Below are 18,301 nucleotides of genomic sequence, written 5' to 3' on the forward strand. Positions count from 1 at the left end.
CCCGGCGTCGCCGCTCGGGCCCGGGTCAGCCCGCGGACGCCGTCAGGTCGCCCCGGCGCGGTGCGGCGAAGCCCTCAAGGGCGGTGCGGGACAGTCCGGTCGCCCCGGTCACCTCGGCGAGGTCGAGGGCGCCGCAGTCGAGGCCGCGCAGCAGATAGCCGCTGAGGGCCTTGGCGGTCGCCGGTTCGTCCATGACGTCTCCGCCGGCGCGCTGGACGTAGCGCGAGAGTCGGTCGGCGGCCTGGGCGAAGCCCTCGCGGTAGAAGGCGAAGACCGCCGCGTAGCGGGTGGGGAGGTGGCCGGGGTGCATGTCCCAGCCCTGGTAGTAGGCGCGGGCGAGGGCCCGGCGGGTGAGGCCGTAGTGCAGCCGCCAGGCGTCGTGGACCTTCTCGGCCGGGCCGACGGGCAGCACGTTCGTGGAGCCGTCCGAGAGCCGTACGCCGGTGCCGGCCGCGGCGACCTGCATGACCGCCTTGGCATGGTCCGCCGCCGGGTGGTCACTGGCCTGGTGGGCGGCGGAGACGCCGAGGCAGGCGCTGTAGTCGAAGGTGCCGTAGTGCAGACCGGTGGCCCGCCCCTCGGCCGCCTGGATCATGCGGGCCACGGTCGCGGTGCCGTCGGCGGCCAGGATGGCCTGGCTGGTCTCGATCTGGATCTCGAAGCCGAGCCGTCCGGCGTCCAGTCCGCGCGCCTTCTCGAAGGCCTCCAGGAGCCTGACCATGGCCGTGACCTGCTCGGGGTAGGTGACTTTCGGCAGGGTGAGGACCAGCCCGTCGGGCAGGCCGCCGGCCTCCGTCAGACCGGTGAGGAAGATGTCGAGCGTGCGGATGCCGCGGTCGCGCACCGCGGCCTCCAGGCACTTCATGCGGATGCCCATCCAGGGGGCGGCGCTGCCCTCGGCGCAGGCCCCGGCGATCAGCCGGGCGGCGCGGGCGGCCGCCGCGTCCTCCTCGGCGTCGGGGCGGGGGCCGTAGCCGTCCTCGAAGTCGACGCGGAGGTCTTCCACGGGCTCCCGCTCGAGTTTGGCCCGCACGCGCGTGTACACGGGCTCGGCGAGGTCGTCGGACAGGCCGAGGCAGGCGGCGAAGGAGGCGGCGTCGGGGGCGTGTTCGTCGAGGGCCGCGAGGGCCCGGTCGCCCCACGCGCGGATCGTGCCGGCGTCGAAGACGTCACCGGGGACGTAGACGGTGTGGACGGGCTGGCGGGTGCCGGGGTCTCCGGGGTAGCGGCGCTCCAGTTCGGCGTCGACCGGGGCGAGGGAGGCGCTGATCCCGTCGCTGACGGCGCCCGCGAGACTCGTCGCCACCGTCTCCTGCTGGCCCTGACCCATGCCACACCCTCCTGTTTTCCGCTGTACGGAATCAACAATCCGCACAGTGAAGTTATCCGTGCGGCTTCCGGCGGGTCAACACCCCGTCCACCGCGTGGTCCCTTCCGCTCACCGCGGTCCGCCGCCGAGCCCGGCCCTCTTCCGCCCGCGGGTCCTTCCCCTTCATCCTGACGCACGAGACAAGGAGGACATATGACAGGCACGAGCGGTTCGGACCGGCGGGCGGGGCGCAGACCCGCGGGGGCCGCCGCGGTCGTCACGGCCGCACTCCGGCTGTTCGGCAGGGCGGCAGACCCGGCGGGACGGCGGGAGAGCGCGTCGCTCGGAGCGCTTCCGTCGACTCCCGCGCCCCCGCTGGAGGTCATGACCTTCAACCTCCGCCGCGCGTCCCGCGGGAAACCCGACGGCTGGGCGGCGCGACGGCCGGTGATGAGCGCCCTGCTGCACCGCGCGGCCCCGCACGTCATCGGCACCCAGGAGGGCCGGCGGCGTCAGCTGCGCGACGTCGGGGCCGATCTCGGGCCGCACTACGACCGGATCGGCGTGCCCCGCGCGGGGCGCGACGACGAGGCCGTGGCCGTCTTCTGGGACACGCGCCGCCTCGTCCCGACCGCGCACGAGCACTTCTGGCTGTCCGACACCCCCGCGGTGCGCGGCTCCGACACCTGGGGCGGCGGCCATCCCCGCATGGTCACCTGGGTCCGCTTCCGCGACCTGTGGGATGCGGGACGGGAGTTCGTCGTCCTCAACACCCATCTCGACGACGCGAGCCGGTACGCGCGCGTGCGCGCCGCCGCGCTGATCGCCGAGCGGATCGCCCGGTTCGACCCGGCGCTGCCGCTGCTGCTGACCGGGGACTTCAACGCCGTCGCGCACGACGGCGCGGTCCACGGCACGCTGCTCGCCGCGGGTCTGGTGGACACCTGGGACACGGCACGCGCGCGGGAGGGGGCGTACGCCACGTTCCACGGGTACGGGCCGCTGGTTCCGGGCGGGGACCGCATCGACTGGATCCTGGCGACGCCCGGCGTCACGGTCCACCGGGCGTGGACCGACACGTTCGCCGTCGACGGCCGGTACCCGAGCGATCATCTCCCGGTGCGGGCGACCGTGAGCCTGTGACGGCCGAGGCCCCCGTGACCTGAGCGGGGCGGTTTCTAGGGGTCGTTGCAACACGTGGTCGTGTTGATCAGGCCTTGAGCAGTTTATGCAGGCGCTCGGCTGGGGTTTCCCAGCCGAGCGTTTTGCGTGGTCGGCCGTTCAGCTCGGCAGCAACGGTGTCGAGGTGTTCGCGGGTGTGGCTCGACAGGTCGGTGCCTTTGGGGAAGTACTGCCGCAGCAGGCCATTGGTGTTCTCGTTCGAGCCGCGCTGCCAGGGGCTGGCCGGGTCGCAGAAGTAGACCGGAACGTCGGTGGCCAGAGTGAAGGCGCCGTGGGCAGCCATCTCGCTGCCCTGGTCCCAGGTCAGTGAGCGGATCAGGTGGGAGGGCAGGGTCTGGGCAGTGGTGACCAGGGCGTCGCGGACGTGTTCCGCGCTGCGGCCGTCGGGCAGGTGCAGGAGCATCACGTAGCGTGTGGCGCGCTCGACCAGGGTGCCGATGGCGGACGCGTTGTCCTTGCCGATGATCAGGTCGCCCTCCCAGTGGCCCGGCACGGCCCGGTCGTCGGCTTCGGCGGGGCACTCGCTGATCATGACCATGGGGGTGGCGAACCGCGGCTGTCGGGAGGCGGCCTGGCGGTGCGGCTTGCGGCGGATGCGTCCGGTGCGCAGAACGCGGGCCAGCTCGCGGCGCAGTTCACCGCGGCCCTGGACGTAGAGGGCCTGGTAGACCGTTTCGTGGACCACTTGCATCTCCGGCCGCTCAGGGAACCGTATCCGCAGAGCCTGGCAGATCTGCTCCGGGCTCCACCGAAGGTCCAGGCGGTCCTGGATGAAGTTCCGAAGCTCAGGCGTCCGGCCGATCTTGCCGGGCTTGGGCCTTGGCCGGCGGGAATCGGCGCGTGCCTGGGCGGCGAAGGGCCGGTACTGGCCGTTTTCGGGGTGCCGGTTGCGGCGTATCTCCCGGCTGATGGTCGACGGGCTGCGGCCCAGTCCGGCGGCGATCGCACGGACCGACGCCTTCTCACGCAGCCGGTCGGCGATGTAGATCCGGTCGGCCTCGCGCAGGTACCGGGACGGACCAGAAGGCGGCACCACCGCATTCGCCGGTGGTGCCGCCTTACTCCTGCCCGACGGATTGCGGCCGTTACGCCATCGCTTTCCCGTCCGGATGTTGATTCCGACGCGTCGGCATGCCTCCCGGCTGCTCAGCCCCTGGTCCATGAGCCGGAAGTATTCCTCCCGCTCACGGACCAGCTGACTGCGGCCCTGAGCCGTCCGGATCTTGCGGATCTCGAAGTCCATCGCACCCCTTGAACTGGGGTGTTGCGACGACCACTAGAACCCAAGCGAGGTACGGGGGCCTCGGGCGGTCGGGGACCGCGGGGATCAGCCCTTGCGGGTGTTGATCTCCTCGGTGAGCTGCGGGACGACGTCGAACAGGTCGCCGACGACGCCGTAGTCGACCAGGTCGAAGATCGGGGCCTCGGCGTCCTTGTTGACGGCGACGATCGTCTTCGAGGTCTGCATGCCGGCCCGGTGCTGGATGGCGCCGGAGATGCCGTTGGCGATGTAGAGCTGCGGCGAGACCGACTTGCCGGTCTGGCCCACCTGGTTGGTGTGCGGGTACCAGCCGGCGTCGACGGCGGCGCGGGAGGCGCCGACGGCCGCGCCGAGGGAGTCCGCGAGGGCCTCGATCAGCGCGAAGTTCTCGGCGCCGTTGACGCCGCGGCCGCCGGAGACCACGATCGCGGCCTCGGTCAGCTCCGGGCGGCCGGTCGACTCGCGCGGCGTGCGGCCGGTGACCTTGGTGCCGGTCGCCTGGGCCGAGAACGAGACGCTGAGCGACTCGACGGCGCCGGCGGCCGGAGCGGCCTCGACCGCGGCCGAGTTCGGCTTGACGGTGATGACCGCAACGCCCTTGGAGACGCGGGACTTGGTGGTGAAGGACGCGGCGAACACCGACTGGGTGGCCACCGGGCCCTCGTCGCCGGCCTCGAGGTCGGTGGCGTCGGTGATGATGCCGGAGCCGATGCGCAGCGCCAGACGGGCGGCGATCTCCTTGCCCTCGGCGGAGGACGGGACGAGGACGGCGGCCGGGGAGACCGACTCGACGGCGGCCTGGAGCGCGTCCACCTTCGGTACGACGAGGTAGTCGGCGTACTCGGAGGCGTCGTGCGTGAGGACCTTGACGGCACCGTGCTCGGCGAGCGCGGCGGCGGTGTTCTCGGCGCCCGCGCCGAGGGCGACGGCGACCGGCTCGCCGATGCGGCGGGCCAGCGTCAGCAGCTCCAGGGTGGGCTTGCGGACGGAGCCGTCCACGTGGTCGACGTAGACGAGGACTTCAGCCATGGGATTGCTCTCCTGCGAAACGAAGTTGAGGGGCGGTCGGCGTGGGGCCTAGATGAACTTCTGGCCCGCGAGGAACTCGGCGAGCTGCTTGCCGCCCTCGCCCTCGTCCTTGACGATCGTGCCCGCGGTGCGGGCGGGACGCTCGGTCGCGGAGTCGACCTTGGTCCACGCGCCCTCCAGGCCGACCTCCCCGGCCTCCAGGTCGAGGTCCGACAGGTCCCAGGACTCCACCGGCTTCTTCTTGGCGGCCATGATGCCCTTGAAGGACGGGTAACGCGCCTCGCCGGACTGGTCGGTGACCGACACGACGGCCGGCAGGGAGGCCTCGAGCTGCTCGGAGGCGGCGTCGCCGTCGCGGCGGCCCTTGACCGTGCCGCCCTCGACCGAGACCTCGGAGAGCAGGGTGACCTGCGGGACGCCCAGGCGCTCGGCCAGCAGGGCCGGGACGACGCCCATGGTGCCGTCGGTGGAGGCCAGACCGGAGATCACCAGGTCGTAGCCGGCCTTCTCGATGGCCTTGGCGAGCACCAGGGAGGTGCCGATGACGTCGGTGCCGTGCAGGTCGTCGTCCTCGACGTGGATCGCCTTGTCGGCGCCCATGGAGAGAGCCTTGCGCAGCGCGTCCTTGGCGTCCTCGGGGCCCACCGTCAGGACGGTGATCTCCACGTCGTCGTCGGAGTTCTCGGAGATCTGCAGCGCCTGCTCGACCGCGTACTCGTCGAGCTCGGAGAGCAGACCGTCCACGTCGTCCCGGTCGACGGTCAGGTCATCGGCGAAGTGCCGGTCGCCGGTGGCGTCGGGCACGTACTTCACAGTGACAACGATCCTCAAGCTCACGCCGGCTCTCCTACTGCATCGTCAGTTCTGGCTGCCTTCTTCCAGGCAGCATAGGCGTCTCAAGCGGCCGATCCCGGTTGGGGCGGCCTGCGCTCCGACCGAAATATTACTCGCCAGTACACCCAGTTGGTTCCCGCTAAGCAAGCGCTTTGAACTGTGACCTGTGCAACGCAGCGTAATCGGAACCCGGCGCACGCGCAGGACGGCCGCCCAGTGATCAATCCCGCAGAGCCGTGAAACGCCCCTGGTGGTACAGCAGCGGACGGCCCGCGCCCGTGGGGTCGCCGAGGACCACCTCGGCCACCACGATGCGGTGGTCCCCCGCGGGCACGCGCGCGACGACACGGCACACCAGCCAGGCGAGCACGTCGTCCAGGACCGGCACTCCCTCGGGCCCCTCGCGCCACACCGTCGGCGCGCCGAAGCGGTCGGCACCGCTGCGGGCGAAGGTGGCGGCCAGCGCCTGCTGGTGCTCGCCGAGTATGTGGACCCCGACGTGGTCCGTCCGGGACACCGCGGGCCAGCTGGAGGCTCCGGTGCCGATGCCGAAGGAGAGCATCGGGGGCTCCGCCGACACGGAGCTGAGGGAGGTGGCGGTGAAGCCGACCGGGCCGCTCTCGCCCGCGGCGGTGATCACGGCGACTCCCGCCGCGTGCCGCCGGAAGACGGAGCGCAGGAGGTCGGGAGAGGCCTGCTGGGCGAGGCCGAGGCCGGGCGGGGCCGTCATGAGGTCGTCCTTGTGTGGGAAGTCGCGGGTCGGGCCGTGGGCGCTCAACGGACCGGACAGCGCGCGCTCGCGATACGGAGCGGGTCCCCGTGGGCCGGTCCGCGGAGAAGGGGTTCCTCAGACATACCGCCAGGCTGACGACGGCGGGCACGCACAGTCAAGTCCGTCCCGGCGACTGGGAGATGCCTCACCGTCCCCCGGCCGCAGGTCACACCGCCTCCCCCAGGGCCGCGATGACGTCCGCCTTGCGGGGCTGGCCGGTCGCGCGCCGGACGATCCGGCCCTCGGCGTCGAGGACCAGCACGGTCGGCGTCTTGAGGATGCCCAGCTCCCGCACGAGGTCCAGCCGTGCCTCGGCGTCGATCTCGACGTGGGCGACTCCGGGGACCAGGCCGGCCACCTCGCCCAGCACTCTGCGGGTCGCCCGGCAGGGTGCGCAGAAGGCGCTGGAGAACTGCACGAGCGTGGCCCGTTCGCCGAGTGCGCCGCCGAGCCGGTCCGCTCCCAGCCGCCTGCCGTCGTCGCGCCCGCGCACCCTGACTCTCCCGCTCCGCCGCCGTTGCAGCACTCCGTAGGCGCTCGCCGCCGCGAGCACCGCCACGCACACCATCAGTCCGGTCATCGGCTGTTGCAGCGTTCACGAGACTGCAAAGATTCCCGGCCCCGGGGATCCCGCCGGATGCGGAATGCTTGATTCATGGACATCGACGTGAGGGGCCCGCGCATCGGGGCCGTCGTGACGACCGTGGTGCTCGCGGTCGTCCTCATCACCGGGAACCCCTGGCTGCTGGCGTGGCAGACGCTGGCGTTCGCGCTGGGCGCGGCGGGGCGTTCGCCGTACGGCTGGGTGTTCCGCCGGGCCGTACGCCCGCGGCTCGGGCCGCCGGTCGCGTTCGAGGCCCCGGAGCCGCCGCGGTTCGCCCAGGCCGTCGGCCTCGCGTTCGCGGGCCTCGGCCTGGTCGGTCTCACCCTCGGACCCGGCTGGCTCGGCCTCGCGGCGACGGGCGCCGCGCTGGCCGCCGCGTTCCTCAACGCCGCCTTCGGGTACTGCCTGGGGTGCGAGTTGTACCTGCTCATGCGGAGGGCGGCGGTGCGCGTGGAGTAAAGACCATATAAAAGGCCGAGGTGGATCAAGGGGTGAAGTGACGAGGATCTCGCCGCCGCCGGGCACCAGGGCTGGCTCCCCGGCCGTTCTTCGGGCACGATCTGCGACATGCCGTAAACCTACGGCTGCGTAACTTTGCCGCCGGGAGGCATCCCCGGCAAAGAGAAGGAAGGGTTCGCCCCGCCCATGGCAGAGCTTGTCTACCGCCCCGTCGTCGGCCTCGCCCAGATCCTGTTCAAGGCCTGGGACCTCAAGATCGACTGCAAGGGGTCGGAGAACATCCCGCGCTCAGGTGGTGCCGTGCTGGTGAGCAATCACATCAGCTACCTCGACTTCATCTTCGACGGTCTGGCCGCCCTCCCGCAGAAACGTCTCGTTCGTTTCATGGCGAAGGAGTCCGTGTTCCGCCACCGGATCTCCGGCCCGCTGATGCGCGGCATGAAGCACATCCCGGTGGACCGCGGCCAGGGCGAGACGGCCTACGCGCACGCGCTGGAGTCGCTGCGCTCCGGCGAGATCGTCGGCGTCTTCCCCGAGGCCACCATCTCGCAGTCGTTCACGCTGAAGAGCTTCAAGTCGGGCGCGGCCCGCATGGCGCAGGAGGCCGGCGTCCCGCTGATCCCGGTGGCGCTGTGGGGCACCCAGCGCCTGTGGACCAAGGGGCACCCGCGCAACTTCAAGCGCAGCCACACCCCGGTCACCATCCGCGTGGGCGAGGCCATGGAGGCCTCGCGCGACAAGTACGCGGGCGCCCTCACCCGGCAGCTGCGCGAGCGCGTCCAGGAACTGCTGGAGGCCGCCCAGCGCGCCTACCCGGTGCGCCCCAAGGACGCGAGCGACACCTGGTGGATGCCGGCCCACCTCGGCGGCACCGCGCCCACGCCGGAGCAGGTCCGCGAGGCCGAGGCCCGCTGACCCGGGCGGCGTCCGGGTGACGCCCGCCCCGACGCCCGCAAGGTCCTTGCCGCACCCCCGGCCGCCGTCGGCGGCCGGGGCCCTGCCCGCCCCCGCCGTCCCGTGAGCGGCACGCCCGCTCACAGCGCGGTGGGCAGGCTCCTCCACAACCGGGCCCGGTCGGGGGCGGACCGCAGCGCGTCCAGGACGGCCGGGTGCGGCGCCGCCAGGAGAGACGGGTAGTCCCACTCGCCCGCCGCGCGGTCGGGGCGGAAGGCGAGACGCTCGCCGTCCAGCGAGAACCGCGCGTCCACTCCCGGCTTGTTGCCGCGCGGATCCTGGCGGTGCCAGGCGCCGCCGAACCGGACCGCGACGAGTCCGTGGACGACATGACCCTCGCCGTCGTCGTGGGCGAGCCGCTGGTAGCAGAGCGCGGTCGGGATGTCCTCGGCCCTCAGCAGCGCGGTCAGCGCGTGGGCCTTCGCGTGGCAGACGCCCGTCCCCTGCGCGAGCACGTCCGAGGCGCGCCAGGTCACCCGCGGGTCACCGGCGTCCTGCGAGTGGGTGATGGCGTCGCGCACGAAGGCGAACGCCAGCGACGCATAGGCATACGAGTCCTCGGCGTCCCTCGCGAGCCGCGCGGCCGTCTCCCGCACCAGCGGATGCCGATGGTCGATCGCCTCGTCGGCGCACAGATAGGCGGACAGGTCGGGGTTGTCCTGGGTCAGCTCCATGGCGGGAGAGCATAGGAAAGCGATCACCCGAGAGTCAATGCCTTTTCAGGTGACCGCATATCTATGCAGAGCGCGCGCTGCGTGTGGCCGCGCACGCCCACCGACGCCGCTACCGCGCCATCTCCTCCTTGACCGCGGCCACGAACGTGTCCACGTCGTCCTCGGTCGTGTCGAACGCGCACATCCAGCGCACGACGCCCGCCGACTCGTCCCAGAAGTAGAACCGGAACCGCTTCTGCAGGCGCACGCTCACCTCGTGCGGGAGCCGCGCGAAGACGCCGTTGGCCTGCACGGGGTAGAGGACCTCCACACCGTGCACGGCCCGCACGCCCTCCTCCAGCCGCTGGGCCATCTCGTTGGCGTGCCGGGCGTTGCGCAGCCACAGGTCCCTGGCGAGCAGCGCCTCCAGCTGCACCGACACGAAGCGCATCTTGGAGGCGAGCTGCATGGACAGCTTGCGCAGATGCTTCATGTGGCTGACGGCGTCCTGGTTGATCACGACGACCGCCTCGCCGAACAGCGCGCCGTTCTTCGTCCCCCCGAGCGAGAGGACGTCGACGCCGACGGCGTTGGTGAACGTCCGCATCGGCACGTCGAGCGAGGCCGCCGCGTTGGCTATCCGCGACCCGTCCAGGTGGACCTTCATGCCCCGCGCGTGGGCGTGGTCGCAGATCGCGCGGATCTCCTCGGGCGTGTAGAGCGTGCCCAGCTCCGTGCTCTGGGTGATCGAGACGGCCTGCGGCATCGCGCGGTGCTCGTCGTCCCACCCCCAGGCCTGCCGGTCGATCAGCTCGGGGGTGAGCTTGCCGTCGGGCGTGGGCACGGTGAGCAGCTTGAGGCCGCCCATGCGCTCGGGCGCGCCGCCCTCGTCCACGTTGATGTGGGCGCTCTCGGCGCAGATCACCGCACCCCAGCGGTCGGTGAGCGCCTGGAGCGCGACGACGTTCGCGCCGGTGCCGTTGAAGACCGGGAAGGCCTCCGCGGTCGGCCCGAAGTGACTGCGGACGATCCCCTGGAGGTTCTCGGTGTAGTCGTCCTCCCCGTACGCCACCTGATGGCCGCCGTTGGCCACGGCCAGGGCGGCCAGCACCTCCGGGTGCACCCCGGCGTAGTTGTCGCTGGCGAAGCCGCGGACCTCGGGGTCGTGATGGCGCCGGGCGTCGGTCTTGGGAGGGTTCACGGCTGCTCGGTGAGCCACAGACGCTGTCCGTTCACTTCGGTGGCGGGCTTCTCCCAGACCCCGGCGATGGCCTCGGCCAGGTCCTTGACGTCCGTGAAGCCCGCGAACTTCGCGTTGGGGCGGTCGGCGCGCATCGCCTCGTGCACCAGCGCCTTCACGACCAGGATCGCAGCCGCGGACGTCGGGCCGTCGGCGCCCCCCGCCTTGCGGAAGGCGTCGGCGAGCGCCAGCGTCCACGCCTCGGCGGCGGCCTTGGCGGCGGCGTACGCGGCGTTGCCCGCGGTGGGCTTCGTGGCGCCGGAGGCGCTGATCAGCACGTACCGGCCACGGTCGCTGCGCTGGAGGCCCTCGAAGAAGGCGAGCGAGGTGTGCTGCACGGTCTTGATGAGCAGCAGCTCCAGGAAGTCCCAGTCGTCCAGGCTGGTCTTGATGAACGTCTCGCTGCCGCGCCAGCCGCCGACGAGGTGGACCACGCCGTCGACCCGGCCGAACTCCTTCTCGACGCGCAGCGCCCAGTCGCGGGTCGAGTCCAGGTCGAGCAGGTCGACGGGCTCACCGGTGACGGTGGCGCCGCCGGCGCCGTAGCGGGCCGCGTCCACGGCCTCCGCCAGACGCTCCGGGTCGTTGTCCGCGCCGACGACGGTGGCGCCGGCCTCGGCGAGCCTGAGCAGCGCCGCCCGGCCCGCGGGTCCGCCCGCGCCGGCCACCGCGATCACCGCACCGCTGAGAGCCCCGTTCCCCATGTTCTTCGCCTCCTGAGCAGTGTTCTCGGTACGCAGGTCGCTCACGCGGCGATCCGCTCGGCGCTGTCCGCCGTGATGCCCCGGGTGGAGGCGATCACGCTCTTCAGCTTCTTGGACAGTGCCTCATAGAACATGCTCAGCGGAAACTCGTCCGCAAGCACGTCGTCGACGAGTCTGCGGGGCGGCTGGGTCAGGTCCAGCGCGTCGGGGCCCTTGGCCCACTTGGAGCCCGGGTGCGGCGCGAGGTAGGTGGAGACCAGCTCGTAGCCGGCGAACCAGTGGACCAGCTTGGGGCGGTCGATGCCGTCGCGGTACAGCTGCTCGATGTCGGCGCACAGCTGGTTGGTGACCTGCGGGGCGCGCTGCCAGTCGATGTGCAGCTTGTTGTCCGTCCAGCGGATGACGTCGTGCTTGTGCAGGTAGGCGAAGAGCAGCTGGCCGCCGAGGCCGTCGTAGTTGCGCACCCGCTCACCGGTGACGGGGAAGCGGAACATGCGGTCGAAGAGGACCGCGTACTGCACGTCACGGGCCTGCGGGACGCCGTCGTCCTGGAGCTTCACGGCCTCCTTGAAGGCGGTGAGGTCGCAGCGCAGCTCCTCCAGTCCGTACATCCAGAACGGCTGGCGCTGCTTGATCATGAACGGGTCGAAGGGCAGGTCGCCGTGGCTGTGGGTGCGGTCGTGGACCATGTCCCAGAGCACGAAGGCCTCCTCGCAGCGCTTCTGGTCGTGGACCATGGCGGCGATGTCCTCGGGCAGCTCCAGACCCAGCACGTCCACGGCGGCGTCGGTGACCCGGCGGAAGCGGGCGGCCTCGCGGTCGCAGAAGATGCCACCCCAGGAGAAACGTTCCGGCGCTTCGCGGACGGCGATGGTCTCCGGGAAGAGGACGGCCGAGTTGGTGTCGTAACCGGCCGTGAAGTCCTCGAAGGTGATGCCGCAGAACAGCGGGTTGTCGTAGCGGGTGCGCTCCAGCTCGGCCAGCCAGTCCGGCCAGACCATGCGCAGCACGACGGCTTCCAGGTTGCGGTCCGGGTTGCCGTTCTGCGTGTACATCGGGAAGACGACCAGGTGCTGGAGGCCGTCGCGACGGTTCGCGGCGGGCTGGAAGGCCAGCAGGGAGTCGAGGAAGTCCGGCACCTCGAAGCCGCCGTCGGCCCAGACCCGCAGGTCCTTCGCCAGGGCGCGGTGGTAGTCGGCGTCGTGCGGAAGCAGCGGGGAGAGCTCCTCGACGGCCTCGACCACCCGCTCGACCGCCTGCTCGGCGTCCGCGCGCCGCGGTGCGTCCTCGGCCGTGAAGTCGATCGATCCGTCCTTGGCCTGCCAGGGCCGGATCTCCTCCACGGCATCCTTGAGCACGCGCCACGCCGGGTGCTCCACCACCCTGGTCGCCGGAGGAACCCGATCCTCCGTAGCTGCCTGCACAAGAATTTCCGTCATGTCCCATCCTCCACTGGAGAACCTCGCGTCAGGACACCGTATGCATATGAGGTTTCCTCCAGCAAGTGGACCCTCGGGAAATTATCCTGCCCGCCCGCTTCTTCACCGCACTTTTTCCTGTCAGACATGGAAGAGACGACGCTTCCGCGAGGGCAGGACGGGTAGGGAACTCCGAGGACGCACGCGCCTCCCGTGCCGCCCGCGCGGCCGGCGGCTCGCGCGCTCCCCCGGCCCAGCCGTCGACGGAAACGAGTCCCGCCTTGAACTTCCTCACCATCGGCCACCGCGGAGTGATGGGCGTCGAGCCCGAGAACACCCTGCGCTCCTTCGTCGCCGCCGAGCAGGCCGGCCTGGACGTCATCGAACTCGACCTGCACCTGAGCAAGGACGGCGCGCTCGTGGTCATGCACGACCCCGACGTGGACCGCACGACCGACGGCGCCGGGGCCGTCGGCGACCAGACCCTCGCCGAGCTGCGCGCCCTCGACGCGGGACGCGGGGAGCGCGTGCCCGTCTTCGAGGAGGTCCTGGACGCCGTGCGCACACCGCTGCAGGCCGAGATCAAGGACGTCCGGGCGGCGCGGGCGCTGGCCGAGGTGATCCGGGACCGGGACCTGACCGGGCGGGTGGAGGTGTCCTCCTTCCACGACGAGGCGGTCGCCGAGATGCGGCGGCTGCTACCGGGGGTGCGCACCGCGCTGATCGCCGGCCGCTACGACCTCGCCGTCGTGGACCGGGCCGTGACGGCCGGTGCCGCCACGCTCTGCCTCAGCCTCAGGCGCCTGACGCTGGAGATCGTCGAGGAGGCCCGCAAGCGCGACCTGCGGATCATCGGCTGGGTGGTCAACACCCAGGACCAGCTGCGGATCGCCCGCGCCTTCGGACTCGACGGCGTCACCACCGACCACCCGGAGATCCGGCGCACCGGCCGCTTCACCGCCTAGCAGCGGCGGCGGGCCGCGGCGTTCAGACGAGTTCCTTGACCAGCAGCTCGAACTCCAGGTCGTCGCGCTGCGGGATGCCGAAGCGCTCGTCGCCGTAGGGGAAGGGGGTCATGCGTCCCGTACGGCGGTAGCCGCGGCGCTCGTACCAGGCGATGAGGTCCTCGCGGACGGAGATCACGGTCATGTGCATCTCGGTGACGCCCCACTCCTCGCGCGCCTCGCGCTCGGCCCGCGCCATCACGGCCTTGCCGAGTCCGCCGCCCTGCGCGGTGGGGCTGACCGCGAACATGCCGAAGTAGGCGTGGTCGCCGCGGTGCTCGAGCTGGCAGCAGGCGACGATCCGGCCGTCCTGCTCGGCCGTGAGCAGCCTGCAGTCGGGGGCCTCGACGACCGCGAGCACGCCGTCGGGGTCGGTGCGCTGCCCCTGGAGGATGTCCGCCTCCGTGGTCCACCCGGCCCGGCTGGAGTCCCCGCGGTAGGCGGACTCTATGAGCCGGACGACGGCGTCGACGTCGGCGGGGGTGGCGTCGCGGAAGGTCAGGTCGGTGGCGGCGGTGTCCATGCGGGCGATCTCCGGTCTCTGACATGTCTGGGGCACGGGTGAGCCTAACTCCGCGCCGGTAGGCTCCGGATGCATGGTGCACGTGCTCAGCAGCAGGATTCTGCTCCGTCCCGCCGATCCCGACCGCTCCCGCGCCTTCTACGGGGAACAGCTCGGCCTGGCCGTCTTCCGCGAGTTCGGCACCGGGCCGGAGCGCGGCGTCGTCTACTTCCTCGGCGGCGGTTTCCTGGAACTCTCCGGCCGCGCGACGGCGCCGGTGCCGCCCGACCCCGCGGTACGGCTGTGGCTTCAGGTGGCGGACGCGGCGGCCGCGCACGAGGAGCTGCGGGCGAAGGGCGTCGAGATCGTCCGTCCGCCGGTGCGGGAGCCGTGGGGCCTGGTCGAGATGTGGATCGCGGATCCGGACGGCACCCCGATCGTCCTGGTGGAGGTGCCCGCGGACCATCCGATGCGGTACCGCCCGGGCATCTGAGTCACCGGCACGACGGGCCCCCCGGGGCCTGCCACCGGGCCGGGTCCGCCCGGGTCCGCCCCAGGCCCTCCTCAGGCCCTCCTCAGGAGGATGCCGGTCGTGATGAGGATGCCGGTCGTGGTGGCGGCCGTTGTCCCGGTTCCGCCCGTTCCCGGTTCCGCCCGTTCCGGGTTCCGTCGGCTCCCGGTTCCGCCCTGGGCCCTCGCCGTCGTCCGCTGCCCCCGCGCCGCCGCGTTCGCTCCGTGGGGCCTTCCGACCAGGGGCTTCGTACCGAGGCGGTCAGCGGATGCCGTCGTCCGGGGGGAGGCTTAGCGTGCTGGAAGGGGTCCCCTTCGTCGGAAGGAACGTCATGAAGCTCGACGCGCCCGTGCCCGGCGGGCCCTGCTGGGCGGAGCTGGGGACCGGTGACCTGGAGACGGCGAAGCGGTTCTACGCGGAGTTGTTCGGCTGGCGCGCGCAGACGGATCCGCGGGAGGAGGCGGGCGGGTACACGGTCGCGCACCTCGGCGAGCGGGCCGTGGCCGCGCTCACCCCCCTGCACCAGCAGGCGCAGCCGTGCGCCTGGAGCGTGTCGTTCGCGGTGACCGACGCGGACGTCAGCGCGCGACTGGTCACGGAGGCCGGCGGCAAGGTGATGGTCGGTCCGATGGACGTCTTCGACGCGGGCCGCTTCGTCGTCGCCCTGGATCCGGCCGGCGCCGCGTTCCAGCTGTGGCAGGCGCGGACCTTCCCCGGCGCCGGCCTGTTCAACGCGCCCGGCTCGCTCGGCTGGGTCGAGCTGCTGACCCGCGATCCGGAGCGGGCGGAGACCTTCTACACCACGGTGTTCGGCTGGACCGTCGGCTCCTCGGAGAACTACGTGCAGTGGGGCGTCGGCGGCGCGGACTTCGGCGGCATGATCACCATGGACGAGAAGTTCGCGCCGGAGGTGCCGCCGCACTGGCTGCCGTACTTCGCGGTGGCCGACGTCGGCGCCGCCGCCCGGACGGCCGTCGAGGCGGGCGGCACCGTCCTCATGGAACCGACCGCGGTGCCGGACGGTCCGCGCATCGCCGTGCTGCGGGACCCGCCGGGCGCGGCCTTCGGCGTGTACCGCGCGGGCGACGAGGGGTGAAGCCCACGAACACCCCGACCGCCCCGACCGCCCGGCAGGCGACGGCCCGCGGCCGCCGCAGCGGCGCGCGACCCACTGGCCTCACGCCACCTCGCGCCACCTCGCGGCCGAGCCCGCCGCTCAGACGCGCAGCGTGCGCAGGTGGCCCTCCAGACGGCTGAGCAACTCCCCCAGCAGGTCGGCCAGTTCCCCCTGGCTGCCGCCGTCCAGAGCCGACAGGACCGCGCTCTCGTAGGCGAGCTGCTCGGGCATGACGCCGTCGACGAGGTCCCGGCCGGCGTCCGTGAGGCGGAGGTGGGCGACCCGGCGGTCCCGGGTGTCGCCGCGCCGTTCCACGAGCCCGCGCTCGGTGAGCTGCTTGACGCGTTTGGTGACCGCCGCCCCGGAGGAGAAGGTCTCGCGGGCCAGCTCGCCGGGGGTCAGCTCGTGGCCGGTCCGGCGCAGCGCGCCGAGCAGGTCGAACTCGGGCCGGCTCAGCCCGACCGCCCGCAACGGCGCGTCCTCGGCCTGCTGGAGCAGGGCGGCGCACCGGTTGACCCGGCCGATGATCTCCATGGGGCCGGTGTCCAGGTCGGGCCGGACGGTCTGCCACTGCCGTACGACGGCGGCGACGGTGTCGTTGCGCGCCGCGCCGCCGCCCGCGGCCGGGTCACCGCCCCCGGCCTGCTCGGAGGCAGCGGTGCCGCCGGCTGACGAGGGGGCGCCTGCGGGGTCGGGCGTTTCGGGGTTCGTGGTGCCGGGAGCGGCGACGGGGGCGTCCGCCTCGGGGCGCCTCCCCGGGGTGTTCCCGTCCGCGGCGCCCTCCGGCGTCCCGTTCCCGGCCGCCGCCCGTCCCTGCGTCGCCGTCATCGCCGCACGTCCTCCGCTCTCCCGTTCGCGTCCCGGTCCAGGAGCAGCCCCTGGCGCCGTACCGTCGTCGCGAGCGTACGGTGTCCCGACTGCTCGGCCGTCACGACCCGCTCCTGGGGCAGGGCGCGCTGCCACCATTCGCCGGCCGCCGCGTCGGCGGTCGCGCGGAGGTCTACCAGGGCGGCGGCGAGGGCGCGGCGGGCCGCGTCCACAGCGCCGGGGGCGGGGCGCGGCTCCGCCACCAGGCGGGCGGCGTGCTCCCGGGCCTGTTCGACCGCCGTCAGCGCCCCTTCCAGCCGGTCGCCGGCCCGCCGGTTGGTGACGGCGACCGCCGCGGCGAAGCCGACCGCCGCGCCGACGAGCGTGTCCACCAGCCGCTCGGCCATGAGCCGGCCCGGGTCCTGGAGCTGCGCGAACTCGGTGATGAGCAGGGCCATCGGGGTCACGCAGACGGTACCCAGCCAGTAGTTGCGGCTGATCAGCGCCTCGGCGCCGAAGTTGAGGGCGAGGCAGACCAGGACGAGCGCGGCCTGGGCGAGATGGGCGAGCGGGACCAGCGCGGCGAAGGCGAGGACGCCGACGATGTTGCCGACGACGCGCTGCACCGCGCGGCTCCAGGTGAGGGTGACGTTGGCCTGGTAGAGGGAGGCCGCGGTGACCAGGGCCCAGTAGGGGCGGCCGACGCCGAGGGCGAGGGAGGCGTACCCGGCGAGGGCGCAGCCCAGGGCGGTGCGTGCCGCGAGGGGTGCCAAGGAGCCGAGACGATGCCTCAACGGCGTCCGGTCGGCGGCGAGTTCGATGTCGACGCCGAGGAGTTCGTCGTCGTCGGCCAGGTCGGCGGGGCGGGGGACGGGTGCGGTGCCGCGCAGCTCGCGTGCCCAGTCGCGCAGCCTGGCCGGATCGGTGTCGGCGGGGGCGGCGAGGGCGATCTCGGCCCGCACGACGAGCCGTTCCAGCGCGCGGCGGTTCTCCCCGGCGGGCGCCGACAGGAGCGTCTGCCAGGCGGCGTGCACGGCGGCGGCCGCCGCGGCGCGGGCCCGGTCCTCGCCCTCGTCCACCGTGTGCGCGTCGACCCGGGCGGCGGCCGCGTTCAGGGCGTGCGCGGTGGCGCGCCGCTCGGGGCCGTGCGGACGGACCGGTGCGGGCGCCATGCCGACCAGCCAGGCCCAGCCGCCCGCGGCGAGAGCGAGACCGAGATGGCCGGGGACCTGTCCGAGGGTCTGCGGCACGAACAGCGACGCGGAGCTGATGAAGGTGAGGACCACGTTGCCGGGCGGCCCGAGGCGGGTCGCGTCGCAGACGGCCTTCTGCGCGGCCGCGAGGAGCGCGCCGACGGTGACCAGGATCACGGGCGACGCGGTCAGCGAGGCGGCGAGCAGGGCGACGGCCAGGCCGCTCGTCATGCCGAGGACCACCAGCGCCAGCACGCGGGCCCGGGCCGCGTAGGGGCGGTTGTGGGCGTAGAGGGCGCACAGGGAGCCGGCCATCGTGTACACGGCCAGGTCCAGCCGTCCGAGCGCCAGCAGGAGCAGGTTCGGCGGGGCGACGGCGGCGATCACGCTCAGGGCGGGCTTGAACCAGATGTCCGAGGGGCGGCCGAGCCTCAGGGCCCCGGCGAGGGGAAGACGGCGGCCGGGGCGCTTGCGGGGCTCGGGGAGGGGCCGCCGCCCGGGCCCGGGTCGCTGGGGGGTCGCACTGCTCATACCCATCAATTTAACATGTGTTTTACCCGTGAAATATTTCGGCGCTCCCTCCCGTGCTCCCGTGCACTCCCATGCGCCCGCGTGTACGCGCCACGACATGGGCATCGCATTCCTCGACGGCGGACGCCCTGCGGCTGCCGAGCGCCACCGAGCCGCCGACGGGCGGCGGGTGACCACCGGCGGGCAACGCCGAGCGGGGAATGTCGAGCGAGGAACG

19 protein-coding genes are annotated in these 18,301 nt (G+C 72.6%); 6 read left to right on the top strand and 13 right to left on the bottom strand.

The window, feature by feature from the left end; genetic code table 11:
• Nucleotides 1–25: 25 nt before the first annotated feature.
• The gene (locus tag OG802_RS03110; RefSeq protein ID WP_329406961.1) at nt 26–1,330 is read right to left on the bottom strand and encodes a DUF6986 family protein; all 1,305 of its coding nucleotides are present in this window, start codon (nt 1,328–1,330) and stop codon (nt 26–28) included.
• Between the two features lie 192 nt (nt 1,331–1,522).
• On the opposite strand from OG802_RS03110, the gene OG802_RS03115 reads away from it, so the two are divergent.
• Nucleotides 1,523–2,452, top strand: a complete 930-nt coding sequence (locus tag OG802_RS03115) for an endonuclease/exonuclease/phosphatase family protein (RefSeq protein ID WP_329406962.1) — start codon at nt 1,523–1,525, stop codon at nt 2,450–2,452.
• Nucleotides 2,453–2,519: 67 nt separating this feature from the next.
• On the opposite strand, the gene OG802_RS03120 is transcribed toward OG802_RS03115, so the two are convergent.
• From OG802_RS03120 to OG802_RS03140, 5 genes are all read right to left on the bottom strand, one after another.
• Nucleotides 2,520–3,734: an IS30 family transposase gene (locus OG802_RS03120; protein WP_443055176.1), complete on the bottom strand. Its 1,215-nt coding sequence runs from the start codon at nt 3,732–3,734 to the stop codon at nt 2,520–2,522.
• Between the two features lie 84 nt (nt 3,735–3,818).
• Nucleotides 3,819–4,781, bottom strand: coding sequence for an electron transfer flavoprotein subunit alpha/FixB family protein (locus tag OG802_RS03125; RefSeq protein ID WP_329406963.1), 963 nt, complete (start codon nt 4,779–4,781; stop codon nt 3,819–3,821).
• A gap of 48 nt (nt 4,782–4,829) precedes the next feature.
• On the bottom strand, nt 4,830–5,618 hold the full coding sequence (locus tag OG802_RS03130) for an electron transfer flavoprotein subunit beta/FixA family protein (RefSeq protein WP_329406965.1): 789 nt from the start codon (nt 5,616–5,618) through the stop codon (nt 4,830–4,832).
• Between the two features lie 217 nt (nt 5,619–5,835).
• The gene (locus tag OG802_RS03135; RefSeq protein WP_329406968.1) at nt 5,836–6,345 is read right to left on the bottom strand and encodes a flavin reductase family protein; all 510 of its coding nucleotides are present in this window, start codon (nt 6,343–6,345) and stop codon (nt 5,836–5,838) included.
• 208 nt (nt 6,346–6,553) lie between these two features.
• A complete protein-coding gene (locus OG802_RS03140; RefSeq protein ID WP_329406971.1) occupies nt 6,554–6,967 on the bottom strand; it encodes a TlpA family protein disulfide reductase in 414 nt (137 codons plus the stop codon).
• A 75-nt stretch (nt 6,968–7,042) separates the two neighbouring features.
• Between OG802_RS03140 and OG802_RS03145 the strand changes: the two genes are divergently transcribed.
• On the top strand, nt 7,043–7,450 hold the full coding sequence (locus tag OG802_RS03145; RefSeq protein WP_329406974.1) for a DUF4395 domain-containing protein: 408 nt from the start codon (nt 7,043–7,045) through the stop codon (nt 7,448–7,450).
• Between the two features lie 186 nt (nt 7,451–7,636).
• Entirely contained in the window at nt 7,637–8,365 is a 729-nt protein-coding gene (locus OG802_RS03150; RefSeq protein ID WP_329406977.1) for a lysophospholipid acyltransferase family protein, read from the top strand.
• A gap of 119 nt (nt 8,366–8,484) precedes the next feature.
• Here OG802_RS03150 and OG802_RS03155 read toward each other — a convergent pair whose 3' ends face one another.
• The 4 genes from OG802_RS03155 to OG802_RS03170 all read right to left on the bottom strand — a co-directional run bounded on the left by OG802_RS03155 (nt 8,485) and on the right by OG802_RS03170 (nt 12,440).
• Nucleotides 8,485–9,078 carry a transglutaminase-like domain-containing protein gene (locus tag OG802_RS03155; protein WP_329406978.1) on the bottom strand — a complete coding sequence of 198 codons (594 nt, stop codon included), beginning with the start codon at nt 9,076–9,078 and terminating at the stop codon, nt 8,485–8,487.
• 109 nt (nt 9,079–9,187) lie between these two features.
• On the bottom strand, nt 9,188–10,258 hold the full coding sequence (locus tag OG802_RS03160; RefSeq protein ID WP_329406980.1) for a threonine aldolase family protein: 1,071 nt from the start codon (nt 10,256–10,258) through the stop codon (nt 9,188–9,190).
• Complete coding sequence (locus OG802_RS03165; protein ID WP_329416921.1) at nt 10,255–11,001, bottom strand: SDR family oxidoreductase; 747 nt, start codon at nt 10,999–11,001, stop codon at nt 10,255–10,257. The genes OG802_RS03160 and OG802_RS03165 overlap by 4 nt, the downstream gene beginning before the upstream one ends.
• A 41-nt stretch (nt 11,002–11,042) precedes the next feature.
• Nucleotides 11,043–12,440 (bottom strand): DUF6421 family protein, encoded by a 1,398-nt coding sequence (locus OG802_RS03170; RefSeq protein ID WP_329406981.1) that lies wholly within the window; start codon nt 12,438–12,440, stop codon nt 11,043–11,045.
• A gap of 260 nt (nt 12,441–12,700) precedes the next feature.
• Between OG802_RS03170 and OG802_RS03175 the strand changes: the two genes are divergently transcribed.
• Nucleotides 12,701–13,384, top strand: coding sequence for a glycerophosphodiester phosphodiesterase (locus OG802_RS03175; protein ID WP_329406982.1), 684 nt, complete (start codon nt 12,701–12,703; stop codon nt 13,382–13,384).
• Nucleotides 13,385–13,406: 22 nt separating this feature from the next.
• On the opposite strand, the gene OG802_RS03180 is transcribed toward OG802_RS03175, so the two are convergent.
• Nucleotides 13,407–13,946: a GNAT family N-acetyltransferase gene (locus tag OG802_RS03180; RefSeq protein WP_329406984.1), complete on the bottom strand. Its 540-nt coding sequence runs from the start codon at nt 13,944–13,946 to the stop codon at nt 13,407–13,409.
• 73 nt (nt 13,947–14,019) lie between these two features.
• On the opposite strand from OG802_RS03180, the gene OG802_RS03185 reads away from it, so the two are divergent.
• Nucleotides 14,020–14,418 carry a VOC family protein gene (locus OG802_RS03185; protein ID WP_329406986.1) on the top strand — a complete coding sequence of 133 codons (399 nt, stop codon included), beginning with the start codon at nt 14,020–14,022 and terminating at the stop codon, nt 14,416–14,418.
• Nucleotides 14,419–14,767: 349 nt separating this feature from the next.
• Nucleotides 14,768–15,532 (top strand): VOC family protein, encoded by a 765-nt coding sequence (locus OG802_RS03190; RefSeq protein WP_329406988.1) that lies wholly within the window; start codon nt 14,768–14,770, stop codon nt 15,530–15,532.
• A gap of 120 nt (nt 15,533–15,652) precedes the next feature.
• Here the strand turns inward: OG802_RS03190 and OG802_RS03195 are convergent, their stop codons facing one another.
• Nucleotides 15,653–16,381 carry a MarR family winged helix-turn-helix transcriptional regulator gene (locus OG802_RS03195; protein ID WP_329406991.1) on the bottom strand — a complete coding sequence of 243 codons (729 nt, stop codon included), beginning with the start codon at nt 16,379–16,381 and terminating at the stop codon, nt 15,653–15,655.
• Complete coding sequence (locus OG802_RS03200; protein WP_329406993.1) at nt 16,378–18,084, bottom strand: FUSC family protein; 1,707 nt, start codon at nt 18,082–18,084, stop codon at nt 16,378–16,380. The genes OG802_RS03195 and OG802_RS03200 overlap by 4 nt, the downstream gene beginning before the upstream one ends.
• Nucleotides 18,085–18,301: the final 217 nt, after the last annotated feature.

The organism is Streptomyces sp. NBC_00704 (assembly GCF_036226605.1).
Classification (GTDB): domain Bacteria; phylum Actinomycetota; class Actinomycetes; order Streptomycetales; family Streptomycetaceae; genus Streptomyces.